Here is a 20,139-nt window from a genome sequence, read left to right as displayed (position 1 = left end):
TGAATATGTCTGGTAATGATGGCGAAGAGGCCACACCCGTTCCCATACCGAACACGGAAGTTAAGCTCTTCAGCGCCGATGGTAGTTGGGGGCTGTCCCCCTGTGAGAGTAGGACGTTGCCAGGCAAGTTTAGAGGGGAGATCAGTGCTTAGGTGCTGGTCTTTTTTTGTTTGTTTTTGGTTTTTTGTTCTTTGGATGGGTTGTTGTGGGGGGCGGTACTAATTAGTGCCAGGCCCCTCTTTTTTTGTTTGGGGGAGAAAGAGGTTGTGTGGTGGAGGGAGGGGCCAGGCACTGGTGTGCTAGGGCCAGAATGATATCTTGACTCCGCTCAAAACCAGGTAGTGAGGGTATCAAACAGGCCGAATGATACCCTTACACGCTCAAAATCCCGATACTGAGGGAATCAACCAAGCGGAATGGTACCCTCATACGCTCGAAAAACAGTTACCGAGGGAATCAATCAAGTTAATTGGCAGGTAAATTAGGAGAAAGATCAGTGCTGATGAGGTACTGGTCTTTTTTTTTGTGTGTTTTGGTCTTTGGATGTGTTGTTGTGGAGGGGCTAGGCACTGGTGTGGGTGGGGGAGATTTGTTGGTATTTGTTCTTGGGATGAGTGTTGTTTAGGGAGGGTACTTATTAGTGCCAGGCCCCTCTTTTTTTGTTTGGTGGAGAAAGAGGTTGGGTGGTGGATGGAGGGGCAAGGCACTGGTGTGGGGAGGGAGGGTAATAATGTCTTTTAAAAAAACAGCCCATTCTTTTTATTTCAAGACAAACACAGACTAGTAGGCGCTACATACAATAGATGTAAGAGTTTGGTAGGCTGTGATTTTGATAATTTTGTATAGAGTCAGCGCTTTTGGATAGACTAGTGGATGGAGGTGGAGAAAGAGATATGGAGTCCATTCATTCATCGGTTGGGGAAACGTGTATTGTTTGTGAGGAGAAGAAAGAAAGAGGAATCCATCTTTATACGGAGTTTATTTGTACGGACTGCGAAAAGGATATGCTTCAGACGGATACTGAAGATCCGAAGTATAGGTTTTATCTGCACAAACTCAAAAAGATTACGATTCCTAAAATTTATTCCTGAGTAGAAAAGTCCTGTTAAAGGGGCTTTTATTTTTGTTGCGGGAGAAAAGGGAAATGCTTTTAGATGGCAGGGGTAGGAGTTGGCTTGGCTATCGGCTATAATGGGTATTAATAATGAAGGAAAAAGAGTGAAGGTTATGAAGATGGATCAACAGAAAACACCGATATATTCAAGATTGAAGGAGCATTGGGAGACAAACCCTGTTTCGGGTCATGTGCCTGGGCATAAATATGGGAGGGTCTTGCCTGAGAAGGGCCAAGCTTACTTTCGGGATATTTTAAAAATAGATGCAACGGAAATTTCGGGATTGGATGATTTGCATGATCCGGAGGAAATGATAAAGGAAGGTCAGGAGCTGGTTGCCGATCTATATGGCTCGGATGCTTCTTTTTTTCTTGTGAATGGTTCGACTGTCGGGAATCTTGCTATGATTCTGGCGGCATGTTCCAGAGGGGGCAGGGTGCTGGTACAGCGTAATTGCCATAAGTCCATTTTGAATGGGTTGGAACTTGCAGGTGCGGAGCCTGTGTTTTTATCATGCGGATATGATTCAGGGGTGGAAGTTTCGACAAGCATCGCATTGGATGAGCTGGATGAGGCGTTGAAGACCATCCAAGATGTGCAGGCGGTTATTTTGACCAACCCGAACTATTATGGACTATCAATAGAACTGAAAGCTATCATTGAAAGGGTGCATGAGGAAGGGATTCCTGTACTGGTCGATGAGGCGCATGGTGCTCATTTTGTGCTTGGGGAAGCCTTCCCTATTTCTGCGCTGGAACTGGGGGCAGATGCTGTGGTGCATTCTGCGCACAAGACATTGCCGGCGATGACAATGGGATCTTTTTTACATATTAAGGGGAACTTAGTGCGTGAAGAAAGGATAGCCTATTATTTACGGATGCTTCAATCGAGCAGCCCTTCCTACCCTATAATGGCATCTTTGGATTTGGCGAGATTTTACCTTGCTGCTTTAACTAAGGAAGATGTATCTGCCATTATAGAGGAAACTGCAGAGATTCGCAGAGAATTGGACAAGCTGGATGGCTTAAGCGTGGTAGTTCCAGAGAGTAAAAGTATAGCAGTAGACCCATTGAAGGTAGTGATGAGGTCGACGAGGAACTGGAGCGGCTTCGAATTGCAGAAGGTACTGGAAAAAGAAGGCGTGTTTTCGGAGCTTGCGGATGCTTGGAATGTATTAATTGTTTTGCCGTTAGCGGTTATGGACGCAAAACATGATATGATAGAGAGAATAGAACGAGCTTTGCAAAAGAACGTCGGGAATGAGAGTAGCAGGAAAGAGATCAGTGTGCCACTTTTCCCGATGAGAATCAGTCAGCTTGCGATTCATCTTGATAAGCAGCAGAAGCTTTCTAGTATGGAGTGTAAATTGGAGGAAGCAGTAGGTAAGGTTGCAGCAGAATCCATTATTCCCTACCCGCCCGGTATTCCTGTCCTGTTAAAGGGAGAAAGAATTACGGAGGAAGTTGTGGGATATCTTGGCCAGCTTAAGAGGCTTGGGGCAAGATTTCAGGGAAATGATAGAATAAAAAGTAATTATATTTCTATATATAAGGAAGTAAAGGAGTAACAAGCTAGTGAGTGGACTATTTATTACGTTTGAGGGACCTGAAGGAGCAGGGAAGACATCGATTATCCAGAAATTGGCGAGGGAGTTGGGGGAAGAGGGCTTTCCCATTCTTTTAACACGCGAGCCAGGGGGCATCAAGATTGCCGAACAGATCAGAAGTGTTATTCTGGATTGCGATAATACGGAGATGGATCCGAGAACTGAAGCACTATTATATGCAGCTGCAAGACGTCAGCATCTGGTCGAGAGAGTGCTGCCAAGCATGAAGGAAAATAAAATTGTGTTATGCGACCGCTTTATTGACAGCTCGTTGGCATACCAGGGACATGCTCGTAGAATAGGGATCGAGGAAGTATTAAGCATCAACGAGTTTGCGACAGAAAAAAAGATGCCTTCCCTTACGATTTATTTTGATATTGAGCCGGAAGAAGGACTTAAGAGAATTGCGGCGAATAATAAACGAGAAATAAACCGTTTGGATCAGGAAGAATTGGATTTTCACTATCGAGTAAAAGAGGGCTATAGTAAAGTGATAGAAAAGTATCAGGAGCGTTTCCTCATGATTGATGCGTCAAAGGACTTTGATACGGTGTATGCGTCGGTAAAGGGTGAGCTTACTGGATACTTGAAGAAACAAGGATATTAAGATTTACCAATAATGAAGTAATGAAGATACATCATATTAATGGTAAAATAAAGGAGGTAACAAAAAGATGAAGATGATAATGGCTGTTGTTCAGGATAAAGATAGCAATAAGCTGATGAATGCGCTTGTGGAAAATAATTTTCGCGCAACAAAGCTAGCAAGTACTGGCGGATTTCTTAAGTCCGGGAATACCACGTTTATGATTGGTACGGAGGATGTTCGCGTACAGAAGGCGATGGATATCATCAAAGAGAATTGTCAGCATCGTCAACAGCTGGTTGCTCCTGTTTCCCCAATGGGCGGGAATGCAGATTCGTATGTTCCTTATCCTGTTGAGGTGGAAGTCGGAGGGGCTACGGTCTTTGTTTTACCGGTAGAGCAATTTCACCAGTTTTAGTTTTTGGAGCGGCTTATCGGAGCTGCTTTTTTATAAGAAGGTTATTCTATAAGAAAGGGACGTTTTCATTTGAAAATCTCGTCTGAGCTTCGAACGAATTTAGATAAAAGCAGGATGGACATAAAAGGCGATTCCGCTTCCCGTGCAGGCTTTGGGGAGATTATGCAAAAGCATTCCTCCAAGCTGCATTCGGAACAGCTGAATATCCTGATGAGAGATATAGAGATTGTGGGAAATAGACTGGGAAACTCCAGGACATTTCAGGATCTGGCAAAATATAAAACGCTCGTAAAGCGGTTTATGGAAGAAGCGGTGGAGTTCGGGATGGAGCTTCATCAGTCCCACCACTGGACCAATGAAGGGCAATCCAGGCATCTGCAGATTGTGAAACAGGTGGATGAATCGTTGATTACCCTGACCGAAGATGTAATGGATCAAGAAAAAACAAGAATAAATATTTTGAGCAGTATCGGAGAGATCAAAGGCCTGCTCATTAATTTATATATGTAAGTAAGTGAGTGATAAATGTGATAAAAAGTTGGTCAGACTTGGACTACCAACCTACCGTTGCAAGAATCGCAACGAATAGCCTGCAAAGAAACCGTATTGCACATGCATATCTGCTGGACGGCATGAAAGGTACCGGAAAAAAAGAGGTAAGCTATCTTTTTGCAAAAAGCTTATTGTGCAGGAATCGTAATGGGGTAGACCCATGTCAGAGTTGTTCAAATTGTAAGCGGATAGATTCACGAAATCATCCGGATGTGCATGTGCTCGAGCCGGATGGGAATTCGATCAAAAAACAGCAGATCCAGTTCCTGCAGGAAGAGTTCACGAAAACAGGTTTGGAGTCTAAGAGAAAGATATACATTATTGAGCATGCAGATAAGATGACGACCAATGCGGCGAATAGTCTATTGAAGTTTTTAGAGGAGCCAAACCAGGAAACTTTTGCTTTTTTATTGACCGAAAATGTCCATCAAATGCTGAACACCATCATTTCGCGCTGCCAGCCTCTGTCTTTTAGGGCATTAACCTCTACTAGACTGGTCGATAAGCTTGTGGAAGAAGGCTTTTCCGTACCTTTTGCAAGGACAACTTCCCATTTGACCAACAGTTTAGAGGAAGCGGTAGAATTATGTCGAGATGATTGGTTTGCGCTTGCTAGAAATTTAGTGATAAAATTGTATGAAGCGCTATTCACGAGACAACAGCAGGCGTTGTTGTTCATTCAAGAAAAGTGGATGCCCCATTTTCAAGAAAGAAAGCAATTAGAGATAGGTTTAGATTTAATGCTATTTATTTATAAAGATATGTTATATGCTCAAGTAGGTAAAGGGGACGAGTTCGTATTTACGGACGAGAAGGAGCAGATTGAAAAGTTTGCACTTCAGACAACCCAGCAACGTGTCACGGAGCATTTATCCTATATTTTACAAAGTAAGTCTCGGCTAGCATCGAATGTAAATCCGCACCTTCTCATGGAAAGATTAGTTTTAAACTTGCAGGAGGGATATTAGTTTGTATGAAGTTGTAGGAGTACGATTCAAAAAAGCAGGGAAAATATACTATTTTGACCCAAATGGGCTTGATATAACAGATAATGAATATGTCATTGTCGAAACGGTACGCGGTGTGGAATTCGGTAAAGCGGTCATCGGGAAGAAACAAGTGGATGAAAATGATGTCGTTCTTCCATTGAAGAAGGTGCTGCGTATTGCCGACCAAAAGGATCGTCTTATAGTGGACGAAAACAAAAAAGCGGCACAGGAAGCGTTTGATGTATGCTTCACGAAGGTGACCGATCATGGACTGGATATGAAACTGGTCGATGTGGAATACACGTTTGACCGAAATAAGATCATCTTCTATTTTACGGCAGATGGCCGAGTGGACTTCCGGGAGCTGGTAAAGGATTTGGCTTCCATCTTCCGAACACGCATCGAGCTGCGTCAGATCGGGGTACGGGATGAGGCCAAGCTTCTTGGCGGAATCGGACCATGTGGACGGATGCTATGCTGTTCGACCTTCCTGGGAGATTTTGAACCGGTGTCCATCAAAATGGCGAAGGATCAAAACTTGTCATTAAATCCATCCAAAATCTCAGGGCTTTGCGGACGTCTCATGTGCTGTCTGAAATATGAAAATGACGAATATGAGTCTGCAAAAGAGCAATTGCCTGATTTGGACGAGGTGATCCAAACTCCAAGCGGTTCTGGTCGTGTGGTAGGGTTAAATCTCCTGGAGCGCGTGTTGCAAGTGGAGTTGGCAGGAAAAGAACGAGTGGTAGAATACACGCTGGATGAACTACTACAAGAGGGAGCCGTTTCATCACAAGCCACAGATTAAGAGGTGGAGAATTTGGACAAGAAAGAGATATTTGATTCTGTAAGCAATATGGAAGAACAGATCGGACATTTATATAAACAGCTCGGAGAATTGAAAGAACACCTTGCCCTTATTATCGAAGAAAACAACAGTGTCCTCGTTGAAAACGGCCATTTGCGGAACCGTCTGGAACAAATGTCAAATGAATCCGTTACGCAAAAGAAGACGAAAAAGAAACCGAACGAGCAAAAAGAGCAGAACAAGCAGAACGATGTGGGAGAAGGATATGATAACCTTGCACGGTTGTATCAAGAGGGATTTCATATCTGCAATCTCCATTTTGGAAGTCCTCGAAAAGAAGGCGATTGCTTGTTTTGCCTGTCCTTTCTTAATAAGAAGTAAAGTCGCCTCCTTCAATGCGTGGCGACTTTTTTCTATTTAAAAAGGCTCTTTTCAACTGTTGCCTTAAGAATAGAGCCGGGCTAAAGATAAGGTATCAACATTAAACTCTCTGTTGGTTTCCGTTCCAGGCGTTCGCTTTCCGCGGGCGGCCTCGGGAGCCTCCTCGGTGCTGCGCACCTGCGGGGTCTCCCTTGACACGCTGCTTCCGCAGGAGTCTCACACCTTGCACTCCAACCAACAGGGGTGACTCAAAGTATACAATTTGCTTTCTTAATGTTATAAGAATTGGACTTTTTCTCTTTCACTTCAGTATAGCAAATAATGGAATAAAACTGAGTTGATTGTAGCGGAGGACACTTGACTCCTGTGGGAGAGTAGAGGGCATGGGAGACCCCACAGGCGAAAAGCCGAGGAGGCTCCCATTCGTCCCCGCGGAAAGCAAGTGTCTGGAGCGGAAATCAACGGGCAACATTTGTAGTGTACATTTTTTCTAAATAACGCCACTGAATGTTAAAACAGCCATTTTAAAAAGAAGTCTAGGTTATAATAAAGTATAAGATAGGAAAGAAAGGGTTATGGAGAAATGGTGCAGCTTGTAGAAGATGAGCGTTTAGATTACTTATTGGCAGAGAATTTACGAATTATACAGAGCCCATCGGTTTTTTCCTTTTCCTTGGATGCGGTCCTTCTGGCGCGGTTTGCCTATGTGCCTATCCAAAAAGGGGCAATCCTTGACCTTTGCACAGGAAACGGGATCATACCGTTATTATTAAGCACAAGAACAAAGGGGACCATTACAGGTGTGGAAATCCAAGAGCGGCTAGCAAACATGGCGCAAAGAAGCTTTGTCTATAACAACCTGGATGATCGATTAAAGGTACTGCATCAGGACATCAAGGAAATTCCGGCGATGCTTGGGCATGGGAAATTTGATGTAGTAACGTGCAACCCTCCCTATTTTCTCGTACCTGAAAAAGAAGAGAAGATAAATGCCAACATCCATTATGCGATAGCTCGCCATGAAATCCATTGTACGCTTGAGGATGTGGTTAGAGTGAGCAGTCAAATGGTCAAACAAGGTGGCAAGGCTGCTTTTGTCCACCGGCCGGGAAGGTTCTTGGATATTGTGACGTTGATGAGAAAATACCGTCTGGAGCCAAAGCGAATCCAGTTTGTGCATTCAAGGGTGGATAAGCCTGCTAATACATTGCTTATAGAGGGAATAAAGGATGGTAATCCTGATATGAAAATACTGCCACCGTTGATTGTATATGATGAAAAAGGGGAGTACTCTCCGGAGGTCCGGAATATGCTCTATGGAGAAAATGAATAGCCGGTGGCAATTTCGATGAGCCAGCAAAAGAAAAGTACGTAAATGAGGGATGGAAAGATGGACATATGGCAGCAAAACAGTTTTTCAGATAAATATAAGGAAGGGCGGCTTTATCTTGTGCCGACCCCGATCGGCAACTTGGAGGATATCACCTTTCGCTCCCTACGGATGTTGAAGGAAGTTGATTTTATTGCAGCAGAAGATACAAGACAGACGAAGAAGCTGTGCAATTATTTTGAGATAAGCACCCCTCTGATCAGTTACCACGAACATAACAAGCAACAGAGCGGCAAGAAAATCATCGAGCTATTGAAGGAAGGAAAGGATGTGGCACTTGTCAGTGATGCAGGTATGCCCTCCATCTCCGACCCGGGCTATGAAATAGTGGTGGAGGCTTTGGAAGAACGCTTGTATGTCGTACCGATGCCAGGGGCAAATGCTGCTTTAACCGCGCTGATTGCATCAGGACTGGTAGCCCAGCCCTTCTACTTTTACGGCTTCCTGGATCGGCATAAAAAGGAGAAGAAAAAGGAGTTGGACAAGCTTCTGCGTATGCAGGATACCATTATCCTGTATGAATCTCCTCACCGTCTAAAGGATACGCTATCAGCAATGCTTGAGGTCCTTGGGGACAGGAAGATTGTTGTAAGCAGAGAACTGACGAAGAAGTTTGAGGAGTTCACTCGCGGACGGATTTCCGAAGTGCTCGCATTGCTTGGCGATCAAGCTATAAAAGGAGAATGCTGCCTGATTCTCGAGGGTAATTCAGAAGAAATCCTCGATGAAGGGGAAGCATGGTGGCAATCTCTATCCCTTCAGGAACACGTGGAACATTATATGAAGGAAGGCAACCAATCATCCAAGGACGCAATCAAACAGGTCTCAAAAGAAAGAGAACTGCCCAAACGTGAAGTGTATCAAGCGTTTCATGTGGAAGAATAGCAAATAAAAAGGCTCTTTTCTTAAAGTTTGTTGCTTTACGACCGTAAAAAATTGGCATTTGGATTTTTTACAGCATTTCTCCCCATATTATTTAAATGATAAAGAATTTACTACACAGAAAAGAGCACGAGGACTGGTAAAATAACGTGTTTACTTTGAGTACGTCAAAAGCAAAGATTTATGCGAAAATAGCAAATAAAAAAGAGGTCGCAGTTGCGACCTCTTTTATTATTTTGCAGTTAAGCTGTTTTGGATCTCTTCGATGATTTTTTCTGCACCTTCACGGCTTAAGATGATTTTGCCATCTGCAAGTGTAAGGTTGTTATCAGAAACTTCGCCAGTAACTTGACAAGTCATGTTAGGCTTGTATTTCTTTAAGATGATTTTTTCGTCATCCACATAGATTTCTAAAGCGTCTTTCTCAGCAATCCCTAATGTTCTGCGAAGCTCGATAGGAATAACCACACGGCCAAGCTCGTCAACTTTACGTACAATACCAGTAGATTTCATAAGAAAAATACCCCTCTCTGAATATAAAATGAAATTTTTATAAGAATCTAATTATCTATCATTTTCGTCATTATTCGACAAATCTAATGTAATTTCATCATAACAATATTTACAAAATTCGTCAACAGATTTAATTGAAAAAAATTGTATTTCTATAAAAAAATGTATTTGAAAAGCGGTTTTAAAGCGCTATACAAAGGGTTTTAGGGAATGAAGATTACAGTTTGTTTACAGATTATCACGTATGATTTATTTGAATGATAATAATATTATATACATCGTTCGACAAAATTCAACTTTTTCCTTCGACAAAAATTCGACAAAACTCAACCTTGGTCAGAGGAGGGAATCAGGGGAAGTGCATTGCACTAAATTTTTTTGCTCAATCCTTAACAATACTGGCCTAAACCATGTATAATAGTAATAAAAATTAGGTTAAGATGTACATAAATGTATAAGTAGAAGACGCTCAATGCTCTCGTCCCATGGGCGAGAGCTTTCTGCTTTTATATGTTTCGATTAAAGGGAGGTAATTTTGATGGTAGAAAATAAAAAAACATTTTATATTACAACGCCTATCTATTATCCAAGTGGTAATTTACATATTGGCCATGCCTATACAACCGTTGCCGGCGACGCAATGGCCAGGTACAAGCGTCTAAAGGGCTATGATGTCATGTATCTGACAGGTACGGATGAGCATGGACAAAAAATCCAAAGAAAAGCGGAAGAAAAAGGGGTTACGTGCCAAGCATATGTGGATGATATTGTATCCGGCATCAAGCACCTTTGGGAAAAGCTTGATATCTCCTATGACGATTTTATCCGCACTACAGAATCCCGCCACAAGGATGTTGTAGAGAAGATTTTCAAACAGCTTTTGGATCAGGGAGATATATACCTGGACGAATATGAAGGCTGGTATTCGGTTCCCGATGAAACCTATTACCGTGAACATCAGCTGGTCGACCCTGTCATGGAGAACGGAAAGGTTGTCGGCGGGAAAAGTCCGGATAGCGGGCACCCTGTAGAATTGGTGAGAGAACAGTCCTATTTCTTCAGGATGGGCAAATACGTGGATCGACTTCTTCAATATTATGAAGAGAATCCAGGGTTTATCCAACCGGAATCCCGCAAAAATGAGATGGTCAATAACTTTATCAAACCGGGACTAGAGGATTTGGCGGTATCCCGTACTTCCTTCGATTGGGGAGTGAAAGTGCCTGGAGATCCTAAGCATGTCATTTATGTATGGATAGACGCATTATCCAACTATATTACGGCACTTGGCTATGGAACGGAAAACGATGAGAAGTACCTGAAATACTGGCCGGCCGATGTTCATCTTGTAGGGAAGGAAATCGTCCGTTTCCACACTATCTATTGGCCGATCATGCTGATGGCTCTTGACTTGCCGCTTCCAAAGAAAGTTTTCGCCCATGGCTGGCTTTTAATGAAAGATGGCAAGATGTCCAAATCAAAAGGAAATGTAGTCGATCCTGTGACATTAATCGATCGCTATGGCCTGGATGCACTGCGTTATTACCTATTAAGGGAAGTTCCATTTGGTTCTGATGGTGTCTTTACTCCGGAAGGCTTTGTGGAACGGGTAAACTTTGATCTTGCAAATGATTTAGGTAACCTGTTGAACCGTACAGTAGCGATGATTGATAAGTACTTCAATGGGGAAATTCCTGTATATAAAGGAAATGTCACTGAGTTTGATCAGTCGTTGAGTGCACTCGCACAGGAAACGGTGGTCCATTACGAGGAAGCGATGGAGAACATGGAGTTTTCCGTGGCATTATCAACGATTTGGCAGTTTGTGAGCAGAACAAATAAATATATTGATGAAACAGCGCCTTGGGTATTGGCAAAGTCTGAGGAGACGAAAGAGCAGCTTGCTTCCGTAATGGGCCATCTGGCAGAGTCCCTGCGCTATATCGGGATCCTCCTTAAACCGTTCCTGACAAAAACCCCTGGTAAAATCTTTGAACAACTAGGAATCAATGACTCCTTTGTCAGCTGGGAAAGTCTGCAAAGCTTTGGTATCATACCGGAAGGAACTCAAACGAAAAAAGCAGATCCGATCTTCCCTCGCCTTGATGTGAAAGAAGAAGTGGAATACATCAAAACAATGATGCAGCCTGCGCTTGCAGCAGAGGAAACAGAGGAAAAGCCGGTAGAGAACAAGCCGGAAGAAGTACCCGTTTCAGAGGAAATCACGTTTGACGATTTCATGAAAATAGATTTGCGTGTAGCACAGGTCACCCATTGTGAACCTGTGAAGAAAGCGGATAAACTGCTGAAGCTGCAGCTTGATTTAGGATATGAAAAGAGGCAGGTCGTTTCAGGAATCGCGAAATTCTATACACCTGAAGAACTGGTGGGGAAACGCGTAATTTGTGTAACGAATTTGAAGCCTGTGAAACTTCGCGGGGAGCTTTCGGAAGGAATGATTCTTGCTGGGGAAAAAGACGGAATCCTGTCCTTGGCTTCGGTGGACGAATCGTTGCCTCTTGGTGCGAAAGTGAAATAACTAATTCCTATCAGGAAATAATAAAATTTAAGAGTAAGAGATGTTTCACGTGTAACAACGGGTTGCATCTCTTATTTTCTTATTGAGAATAATATTGGTTAATAATATTTCAATAAAGTAAAAAACAGGAGTGTTAAAAATGTTATTTGATACACATGTTCACTTGAATGCAGATCAGTATGAAGAAGACCTTAAAGAGGTAATCGAACGGGCCCGGAATGTGAAAGTGATGAATATGGTGGTCGTTGGCTTTGATCGAAAAACAATCCAAAAGGCGATGGAGCTGGTAGAACAGTATGACTTTATCTATGCTGCTGTCGGCTGGCATCCGGTAGACGCAATAGATATGACAGAAGAGGACCTTAACTGGATCGAGGAACTTGCCTCCCATGAAAAAGTGGTGGCCATTGGGGAGATGGGGTTGGACTATCATTGGGACAAGTCCCCTAAGGACATCCAGAAAGAAGTGTTCCGTAAACAGATTAGATTGGCCAAGAGGGTGAAACTGCCAATCGTGATCCATAACCGTGACGCAACCGCGGACGTAGTGGAAATCCTGAAAGAAGAGGATGCAAAAGAGGTTGGTGGAATCATGCACTGCTTTACAGGCAGTCTGGAAGTGGCACAGGAATGCATGGAGATGAATTTCTATATATCCTTTGGAGGGCCCGTCACATTCAAGAATGCGAAAAAACCGAAAGAAGTGGTGAAGGAGATTCCATTGGACATGCTGTTAATAGAAACGGACTGTCCATACCTGACGCCTCATCCATACCGCGGAAAGCGGAATGAACCGAGTTATGTCCGTTTGGTGGCGGAAGAGATAGCTTACTTAAGAGGTATGACAGTGGAAGAGATAGGAGAAAAAACAACAGCAAACGCAAAAAAACTATTCGGCATAAACTGACAAGAAAGCCTGACATATTTAGGGGATACTTGTCCAAAACCATCAAAAAATAAATAAGTTCTACCATACTTCTTCTCTTCATAGGATAATCGTGTCGATATATTTCACTTCCCTTTTGTTGAAATATTCTGCATAATAGACATTACGGTCAAGCAAGTGGCAAGGGTTGACAAGATACATACATGTCTATATAATTCCATCCGAGGAGAAGGAGGCGTTTTTTTACATGTTACAGAGCATGAAAAAACTGTTTTCTGGTTCGTTGAGCAAGACCAGACTAGCTATTTTTATTACTAGTTTCATAGTCTTCTCAGCCATACTTGGCTTTGGTGTCTTCCATGGCACAAAGGCTGCTGTAAAAGTGAATGTTGACGGAGAAGAAGTGTCATTACGCACTCACGCTAAAACCGTAGCGGATATACTGAAAGAGCTGAATATCACAGTTCGCGCGGAGGATCATCTGCATCCTTCAGAAAATACAAAAGTAACCGATTCGATGCAAATAGTATGGAATCCCGCCAAAGAAGTGGAGCTAGTCATTGATGATGATAAGCAAAAGGTGTGGACGACAGCCAAAACAGTAAAAGAATTACTTACTCAAAAAGATATTAAGCTAGCAGAACATGATAAATTGAATGTGAGTCTGGATGACTCCATCAAAGATGAGTTAGTCATAGAAATAGAGAAGGCATTCCAGGTAACCCTGAATGTCGGCGGAGAAGAGCAACAGGTATGGTCTACTTCGACTACGGTCGCTGACTTTTTAGAACAGCAAGAAATCACATTGAATGATCTTGACCGAGTGGAGCCAAGCTTAGAAGAATTGGTAGCAAATAATTCTGTAGTTAACGTTACTAGAGTTGAAAAAGTCACCGATGTAGTGGAAGAGACTATTGATCACGGCGTTGTCACAAAAAATGATGGCAACCTTGATAAAGGGAAAGAGAAAGTTGTGCAAGAAGGACAACACGGTACCGTTGCAAAGCATTATGAAGTGGTTTTAGAGAATGGTAAGGAAGTGTCTCGTGAATTGATCAAAGAAGAGACGTTAAAAGAGACGATGGATAAAATCGTTGCAGTAGGAACAAAAGCTCCTCCAGCGCCTACACAAGTCGTTTCCCGTAGTTCCGACGCAGGCTCGAAGGAATTCTATGTATCCTCCACAGCCTATACTGCGTACTGTAATGGTTGCAGTGGAGTTACAAGCACAGGAATCGATCTGCGCGCCAACCCGGGTGTAAAGGTAATCGCTGTTGATCCTAGCGTGATCCCTCTGGGTACAAAGGTCTATGTAGAAGGATATGGCTATGCCATTGCCGGAGATACTGGCGGTGCCATCAAAGGGAATAAGATTGATGTGTTTTTCGCTGACAAAGAATCTGCGTATCGCTGGGGAAGGAAAAGGGTTAAAATTAAAATCCTCGACTAACCTTGTCGGATTTCTTTGCAAGAATAGCTTTGTTTAAAAATGTAGCAGGGGTGTATAGCCTCTGCTTTTTTCTGTTATTCTGTTAGAATAGATAAAAAAGCGGAATCAGTTTATTTCGGTTCCTATTTATCCTTACCCCCTACTAATATTAATTAGTCAAGATAGATAAAATAAAGTAGAATACATACTATTGTTATCTTTCATATAGTTAGACGATTCAAACTAAAGAAGGTTTCACCATTTTGGAGGAAAAAATGAAAATAAAAGAAATAATTGTGGTCGAGGGAAAAGACGACACAGTTGCCATAAAAAGAGCGGTGGATGCCGATACGATTGAAACGGGCGGCTCTGCCATCAATGAAGAAATACTGAAACGCATCAAACACGCCCAGGAGACGCGAGGGGTGATTGTGTTCACCGATCCGGATTATCCCGGGGAAAAGATCAGGCATACCATCAGACAGTCTGTTCCGGGCTGTAAGCATGCATTTTTGCCAAAGAGCCTTGCGCGTGGAAAAAATGGCAAAGGGATAGGGGTCGAGCACGCAACAGTTGCCTCCATACAGGAAGCCCTGTCCGGACTGCATCAGGAATACGAGCAGAACATGGAATTGATATCCTTTGACACATTACTCTCCTTCGGATTGATAGCGGGTCCTTCTGCCAAGAAAAAAAGGGAGCGGTTAGGGGAGTTCCTGAATATAGGATACACCAATGGGAAGCAGCTACAGAGACGCTTACAGATGTTTCATATCAACCAGGAGCGATTGAAAGAGGCATTAGTTCAATTAGAGCAGGAGGAGCAATAAATGCAAAAGGATATTGCCACACCGAAACGTACAAAAGAAATACTCGATAAATACGGATTTTCATTCAAAAAAAGCTTAGGCCAAAACTTTCTGATCGACACGAATATCCTAAATAAGATTGTGGATTTTTCAGGAGTTTCACAGAACACTGCCGCAATTGAAATCGGACCGGGGATAGGTGCCCTTACCGAACAGGTTGCCAAAAGGGCAGGAAAGGTCATCGCCTTTGAAATTGATCAGCGGCTTCTGCCGATCTTGGAAGACACCTTATCCCCGTATGACAATGTCAAAGTGATTCACCAGGATATATTAAAGGCGGACGTGGTAAACTTGATTCGCGATGAAATCAAGGGCTTTGGAGAAGTGAAGGTGGTAGCGAACCTGCCTTACTATGTTACCACTCCTATCATCATGAAGCTGTTAACGGAAGGACTGCCATTAAACAGCATTACTGTCATGCTGCAAAAGGAAGTGGCAGATCGAATGGCCGCAAAACCGAGCACCAAGGAATACGGCTCCCTTTCTATCGCAGTCCAATACTATACCAAGGCGGAGACGGTCATGATTGTGCCTAAGACAGTCTTTGTCCCACAGCCTAATGTAGATTCAGCCGTCATCCGTCTCACCGTCAGAGAAGAGCCTGCAGTGAACGTGAAGGACGAGAACTTTTTCTTTGAAGTGGTAAGAGCCAGCTTCGGACAACGCCGGAAAACCATCCTGAACAACCTGACAAGCCATCTTCCTGAGGGCAAAGCAAAAAAGGGACAAATTGAAACTGCCCTAGACCAAGCATCCATCGATCCGAGGAGAAGAGGGGAAACACTCTCCATCGAGGAATTCGGTAAACTAAGTGACGCACTACTGGAAATCTACCCACCATCAACAAACTAAAACGGCCTTTAGGGCCGTTTTTTTGTGTTTTGGTTTTGCTATTAGGAATTTTTATTGTGAGGGACGGTACTTAGTAGTGCCAGGCCCCTCTTTTTTGTTTGGGGGAGAGAGAGAATGGGTGGTGGGTGGAGGGGCCAGGCACTGGTGTGGGTGGGGAAGTTGTTTGTTTTTCGCGTATATGCTCCTAAGGTATATTCCCTCTCACATAGAAACACGATATTGCATATTCTAGGTTAGATAGTCAGTTGGGATAGGTGCAGCCTCCCAGTTGGAGGGGAAAATATGAAAATTAAGGTTGGAGATATTGTAGCCCGCAAATCATATAACTATGACCTTCTCTTTCGTGTCATGGATATTCATAAAACGGAATATGACCAGTTAGTGGTTTTATTATATGGGGAAGATGTTCGGCTAATGGCAGATTCCCCGTACAGTGATCTGGAGATAATGGATGGAAAGGAACAGATGATGCGAAAACAGCGTGCCGAATCGAAGGCGAACCGTTCTTTGCAGCTGTTTCAACAGGATTATCAATTGATCAGGGAGAAAAACGAATACCAGGCAACCGGAGGATATAGTACGGACCAAAGCTACTTTCAAATGCCTGGAAGGGTTCTTCATATCGATGGAGACCCTTTGTATTTAAAAAAATGCATGGAGCTTTATGAGCGGATAGGTGTTCCTGTACACGGCTTTCATGTAAATGAAAAAGAAATGCCTCAGAAGATTACGGGACTGATGGAAGAATATCGCCCGGATATCCTGGTCATCACCGGGCATGACGCCTATTCCAAGAGTAAGGGGAAAGTGTCGGACATCTCGGCATATAGGCATTCACGCCATTTTGTACAAACGGTTCAAAATGCCAGAAAAATACAGCCCAACCTTGATCAGCTGGTCATATTTGCAGGGGCCTGCCAGTCGCATTTTGAGTCACTGATCCGCGCAGGAGCCAATTTTGCAAGCTCACCTTCAAGGGTGAACATCCACGCCTTGGATCCTGTATACATTGTCGCCAGGATCTGCTTCACCCCGTTCATGGACCGAGTAAATGTCTGGGATGTACTGAAAAACACCCTCACAGGGGAAAAGGGACTAGGCGGAATCGAAACACGTGGTGTACTAAGAACCGGCATGCCATTCCGCCCTCCTTCTGATGACGAGGAAGAAGACTCTTAACAAGGAGATGTTAAGGGTTTTTTTATGCCCATAAAACTTTTTCGAGATCTTATACATATTCCAATAACTAGTAGTACATCATAAATGTAGACATATGGAGATAATTGTTGAAGGAAAGTTATTGACAGGGTGCTTTTAGGGTTGTTATAATTTTAAGTTTTATTTGAATTTTTCTTTGTGATGTGTTATACTAAGTGTAGTATAGTGAGGTGGAGTAAAATGGGAAAAACGTTGGTTGATATCAAAAGGACGTTAGATTCTAATTTAGGAAAGAAGTTAACTCTTCGTGCAAACGGTGGTCGGAGAAAGACGATTGAGCGCATTGGGGTTTTGGCAGAGACTTATCCATCTGTGTTTGTAATAGAACTAGATCAAGACGAAAATGCTTTTGAACGCGTATCCTACAGCTATGCAGATGTCCTCACAGAAACGGTACAACTTACATTCTTCGAAGAAGGAAATATGGCAATTAGTGGGCAGTAGACAAACAGTTTGCTGCTTTTTATTTTGCCCAAATTTCCTCATACATATATATCCGCTTATAAAAGGACGGATTGGTACCTATACTAGTACTGTCACCATTAAGATCATATAAGGAGGCTGTTCATTTTGGGCAGAAGACGTGGAATGATGTCTTATCAGCTGAAAGAGGAGCTTGCAAAAGAGCTTGGCTTCTATGATGTGGTGCAAGAGGAAGGTTGGGGCGCCATTCGTGCCAAAGATGCTGGGAACATGGTCAAACGGGCCATTGAACTTGCGGAAAGACAGTTAGGCCAAAATCAACCTAAGTGACAAACGACCAAAACCGGAGTGCAGGACACTTCGGTTTTTTCACTATAAAAGGAAAATGCTGAATTTAGTAGGGTGCACAATTTTTAAGTGGGATAATATTTGACATAATATGAGATATTTCTACATCAAAATGTGGTACAATACAGAAATAATTGGAGACGATAAAAGTAGGTGAAGAATGTGAGACTGTTAGAAAAAGCACCAGCGAAAATTAACTTATCGCTAGATGTGCTACATAAGCGTCCAGACGGCTTCCATGAAGTAAAGATGATCATGACCACCATCGATTTAGCTGATCGCATTGAGCTGACAGAAAGAAACGATGGTCAGATTCATATTATTTCTCATAACCGTTATGTACCGGATGATAATCGTAATCTGGCTTACCAGGCTGCCTCTCTTTTAAAGCAGAGGTTCAAGGTGGACAAGGGAGTTTCGATTTCGATCACCAAAATGATTCCTGTCGCTGCGGGATTAGCAGGTGGAAGCAGTGATGCTGCGGCAACGCTTAGGGGGTTGAATAAGCTGTGGAAATTAGGGCTTACCCTGGACGAGCTGGCGGTGATCGGCGCTGAAATAGGGTCGGATGTCACCTTCTGTGTATATGGAGGTACAGCCCTTGCGACTGGAAGAGGAGAAATTGTGGAGCATTTGCCTGCCCCTCCTCACAGCTGGATTGTCCTTGCAAAACCGACAATCGGTGTATCCACAGCAGAAGTGTACAACAATCTGGATTTGACGAAGGTGTCTCATCCAGATGTGGATGGCATGATAAGGGCGATACAGGGTAATGACTATGACTTGATGACAGGATTGGTCGGAAACGTACTGGAATCTGTTACCCTGAAGCTTTACCCTGAAGTGGCACATATCAAAGACCAGATGAAAAAGTTCGGTGCTGATGCTGTACTGATGAGCGGCAGCGGCCCTACCGTATTCGGGATTGTGCAATACGATTCCAGAATGCACCGCATTTATAATGGCCTTAGGGGATTCTGTGACCAAGTATTTGCCGTGAGGGTGCTGGGAGAACGAAACACCCTTGATTAAATCCGTATAATAATGTTATATTTACATTAAAATATTCGGATTTTAGGAGGAAAAGTCATGAAATTACGTCGGAGTGGTCGTCTTGTAGATATGACGCATTATATGCTGCAGCATCCCCAAGGCCTTGTACCACTTTCCTTTTTTGCTGACAGATATGGTTCTGCTAAATCATCTATCAGTGAAGATCTGGGAATTATCAAACAGACTTTTGAACAGCAAGGAATCGGAACCCTCATTACGGTACCGGGGGCTGCCGGTGGTGTGAAATATATCCCGTTCGTAAGCAATGCAGAGGCGGAGTCTTATCTGGAGGAACTGTGCACCATCATCGCCAAACCGGAAAGGCTGCTGCCTGGTGGGTATCTATATATGACAGATATACTAGGTAATCCCAAAGTGCTAAACAAAGTCGGGAAAATGTTTGCCACAGCCTTTAGTCACAAAAAGGTGGATATCGTCATGACGATGGCTACTAAAGGGATCCCTCTTGCCCATGCGGTTGCAAGCTACCTGGATGTACCGGTAGTTATCGTAAGAAGAGATAGCAGGGTCACGGAAGGATCAACGGTCAGCATCAACTATGTTTCTGGTTCCTCCAAAAGGATCCAAACAATGGTCCTGGCGAAACGAAGCCTGGAAACAGGTTCAAATGTCCTGATCATCGATGATTTCATGAAGGCTGGCGGCACCGTGAGCGGAATGGTCAACCTGCTGGCAGAATTCCAGGCCAATGTGGCGGGGATCGGAATCCTGGTAGAATCGGAGCATATTGAAGAACGTCTGATCGAGGATTATGTGTCCTTGGTGAAGCTGGAAAAGGTAAATGAAAAGGATCGTCAAATTGAAGTGCAGAAAGGCAATTACCTGCAGCACGTCAAAGCGAACACTAATTTAAAGTAATAGAGGTGTGTGAATATGAAAGTTGTGCATACGGACAATGCTCCAAAAGCAATAGGACCATACTCTCAAGGTATTGTTGTAAATAATTTATTTTATAGCTCCGGACAAATTCCATTGAAAGCGGATGGGGAGTTGGTTAATGGAGATGTGAAAGAACAGACGCATCAAGTTTTCAAAAACCTGAAGGCTGTGTTGGCTGAAGCGGGTGCATCTCTGGAAACTGTTGTAAAGGCTACCGTTTTCATTAAAAACATGGATGAATTTCAAGAAATCAACGAAGTGTATGGAGAGTATTTCCACACACATAAGCCTGCAAGATCCTGTGTAGAGGTAGCTCGTCTACCTAAAGATGTTCTTGTAGAAATAGAAGTAATCGCGTTAGTAAAATAGTATCTATTCTTTT

At 43.2% G+C, this 20,139-nt stretch carries 22 protein-coding genes and 1 rRNA gene; 22 read left to right on the top strand and 1 reads right to left on the bottom strand.

From position 1 onward, the window contains the following. Nucleotides 1-8 precede the first annotated feature (8 nt). From rrf to rsmI, 11 genes are all read left to right on the top strand, one after another. Nucleotides 9-125: ribosomal RNA gene (gene rrf / locus ACQCT5_RS21545) — 5S ribosomal RNA — on the top strand. A gap of 732 nt (nt 126-857) precedes the next feature. Further along, entirely contained in the window at nt 858-1,091 is a 234-nt protein-coding gene (locus ACQCT5_RS21540) for a sigma factor G inhibitor Gin (protein ID WP_499645006.1), read from the top strand. Nucleotides 1,092-1,227: 136 nt separating this feature from the next. Next, nucleotides 1,228-2,682, top strand: a complete 1,455-nt coding sequence (locus ACQCT5_RS21535) for an aminotransferase class I/II-fold pyridoxal phosphate-dependent enzyme (RefSeq protein ID WP_499645004.1) — start codon at nt 1,228-1,230, stop codon at nt 2,680-2,682. 7 nt (nt 2,683-2,689) lie between these two features. Beyond that, on the top strand, nt 2,690-3,328 hold the full coding sequence (gene tmk, locus ACQCT5_RS21530; RefSeq protein WP_499645002.1) for a dTMP kinase: 639 nt from the start codon (nt 2,690-2,692) through the stop codon (nt 3,326-3,328). A 67-nt stretch (nt 3,329-3,395) separates the two neighbouring features. Next, nucleotides 3,396-3,725, top strand: coding sequence for a cyclic di-AMP receptor DarA (gene darA, locus ACQCT5_RS21525; RefSeq protein ID WP_204419842.1), 330 nt, complete (start codon nt 3,396-3,398; stop codon nt 3,723-3,725). A gap of 69 nt (nt 3,726-3,794) precedes the next feature. After that, nucleotides 3,795-4,235: a YaaR family protein gene (locus ACQCT5_RS21520; RefSeq protein ID WP_499645000.1), complete on the top strand. Its 441-nt coding sequence runs from the start codon at nt 3,795-3,797 to the stop codon at nt 4,233-4,235. 17 nt (nt 4,236-4,252) lie between these two features. Continuing rightward, nucleotides 4,253-5,245 (top strand): DNA polymerase III subunit delta', encoded by a 993-nt coding sequence (gene holB, locus ACQCT5_RS21515; protein ID WP_499644998.1) that lies wholly within the window; start codon nt 4,253-4,255, stop codon nt 5,243-5,245. A gap of 1 nt (nt 5,246) precedes the next feature. After that, nucleotides 5,247-6,074 carry a PSP1 domain-containing protein gene (locus ACQCT5_RS21510; RefSeq protein ID WP_499644996.1) on the top strand — a complete coding sequence of 276 codons (828 nt, stop codon included), beginning with the start codon at nt 5,247-5,249 and terminating at the stop codon, nt 6,072-6,074. 12 nt (nt 6,075-6,086) lie between these two features. Next, nucleotides 6,087-6,455 carry a DNA replication initiation control protein YabA gene (gene yabA, locus ACQCT5_RS21505; protein ID WP_417898408.1) on the top strand — a complete coding sequence of 123 codons (369 nt, stop codon included), beginning with the start codon at nt 6,087-6,089 and terminating at the stop codon, nt 6,453-6,455. Nucleotides 6,456-7,038: 583 nt separating this feature from the next. Next, on the top strand, nt 7,039-7,788 hold the full coding sequence (locus ACQCT5_RS21500; protein ID WP_499644994.1) for a tRNA1(Val) (adenine(37)-N6)-methyltransferase: 750 nt from the start codon (nt 7,039-7,041) through the stop codon (nt 7,786-7,788). A 63-nt stretch (nt 7,789-7,851) separates the two neighbouring features. Beyond that, complete coding sequence (gene rsmI / locus ACQCT5_RS21495) at nt 7,852-8,730, top strand: 16S rRNA (cytidine(1402)-2'-O)-methyltransferase (RefSeq protein WP_499645014.1); 879 nt, start codon at nt 7,852-7,854, stop codon at nt 8,728-8,730. A 228-nt stretch (nt 8,731-8,958) separates the two neighbouring features. Here rsmI and abrB read toward each other — a convergent pair whose 3' ends face one another. Next, the gene (gene abrB, locus ACQCT5_RS21490; RefSeq protein WP_204419855.1) at nt 8,959-9,240 is read right to left on the bottom strand and encodes a transition state genes transcriptional regulator AbrB; all 282 of its coding nucleotides are present in this window, start codon (nt 9,238-9,240) and stop codon (nt 8,959-8,961) included. 538 nt (nt 9,241-9,778) lie between these two features. Here abrB and metG point away from each other — a divergent pair. The 11 genes from metG to ridA all read left to right on the top strand — a co-directional run bounded on the left by metG (nt 9,779) and on the right by ridA (nt 20,126). Further along, nucleotides 9,779-11,779, top strand: a complete 2,001-nt coding sequence (gene metG / locus ACQCT5_RS21485) for a methionine--tRNA ligase (protein ID WP_499644991.1) — start codon at nt 9,779-9,781, stop codon at nt 11,777-11,779. Between the two features lie 139 nt (nt 11,780-11,918). Continuing rightward, nucleotides 11,919-12,686, top strand: a complete 768-nt coding sequence (locus ACQCT5_RS21480) for a TatD family hydrolase (RefSeq protein WP_499644989.1) — start codon at nt 11,919-11,921, stop codon at nt 12,684-12,686. A gap of 226 nt (nt 12,687-12,912) precedes the next feature. Further along, nucleotides 12,913-14,115: a ubiquitin-like domain-containing protein gene (locus tag ACQCT5_RS21475; protein WP_499644987.1), complete on the top strand. Its 1,203-nt coding sequence runs from the start codon at nt 12,913-12,915 to the stop codon at nt 14,113-14,115. Nucleotides 14,116-14,369: 254 nt separating this feature from the next. After that, nucleotides 14,370-14,924: a ribonuclease M5 gene (gene rnmV / locus ACQCT5_RS21470; protein WP_499644985.1), complete on the top strand. Its 555-nt coding sequence runs from the start codon at nt 14,370-14,372 to the stop codon at nt 14,922-14,924. Further along, on the top strand, nt 14,925-15,815 hold the full coding sequence (rsmA, locus tag ACQCT5_RS21465) for a 16S rRNA (adenine(1518)-N(6)/adenine(1519)-N(6))-dimethyltransferase RsmA (protein ID WP_499644983.1): 891 nt from the start codon (nt 14,925-14,927) through the stop codon (nt 15,813-15,815). Nucleotides 15,816-16,097: 282 nt separating this feature from the next. Continuing rightward, on the top strand, nt 16,098-16,994 hold the full coding sequence (yabG, locus tag ACQCT5_RS21460; protein WP_499644981.1) for a sporulation peptidase YabG: 897 nt from the start codon (nt 16,098-16,100) through the stop codon (nt 16,992-16,994). A 219-nt stretch (nt 16,995-17,213) separates the two neighbouring features. Then, a complete protein-coding gene (veg, locus tag ACQCT5_RS21455) occupies nt 17,214-17,477 on the top strand; it encodes a biofilm formation stimulator Veg (protein WP_078378395.1) in 264 nt (87 codons plus the stop codon). 126 nt (nt 17,478-17,603) lie between these two features. Continuing rightward, nucleotides 17,604-17,786: a small, acid-soluble spore protein, alpha/beta type gene (locus tag ACQCT5_RS21450; protein WP_499644978.1), complete on the top strand. Its 183-nt coding sequence runs from the start codon at nt 17,604-17,606 to the stop codon at nt 17,784-17,786. Between the two features lie 180 nt (nt 17,787-17,966). Further along, nucleotides 17,967-18,836 (top strand): 4-(cytidine 5'-diphospho)-2-C-methyl-D-erythritol kinase, encoded by an 870-nt coding sequence (ispE, locus tag ACQCT5_RS21445; protein ID WP_499645012.1) that lies wholly within the window; start codon nt 17,967-17,969, stop codon nt 18,834-18,836. Between the two features lie 57 nt (nt 18,837-18,893). Further along, entirely contained in the window at nt 18,894-19,736 is an 843-nt protein-coding gene (gene purR / locus ACQCT5_RS21440; protein ID WP_499644976.1) for a pur operon repressor, read from the top strand. A 15-nt stretch (nt 19,737-19,751) separates the two neighbouring features. Next, complete coding sequence (gene ridA, locus ACQCT5_RS21435) at nt 19,752-20,126, top strand: 2-iminobutanoate/2-iminopropanoate deaminase (protein ID WP_499644974.1); 375 nt, start codon at nt 19,752-19,754, stop codon at nt 20,124-20,126. The last annotated feature ends 13 nt before the right edge of the window (nt 20,127-20,139 follow it).

Origin of the sequence: Sutcliffiella halmapala (assembly GCF_050107295.1) — a bacterium.
Classification (GTDB): domain Bacteria; phylum Bacillota; class Bacilli; order Bacillales; family Bacillaceae_I; genus Sutcliffiella_A; species Sutcliffiella_A halmapala_A.
This window is presented reverse-complemented; position numbering and strand designations above follow the sequence as displayed.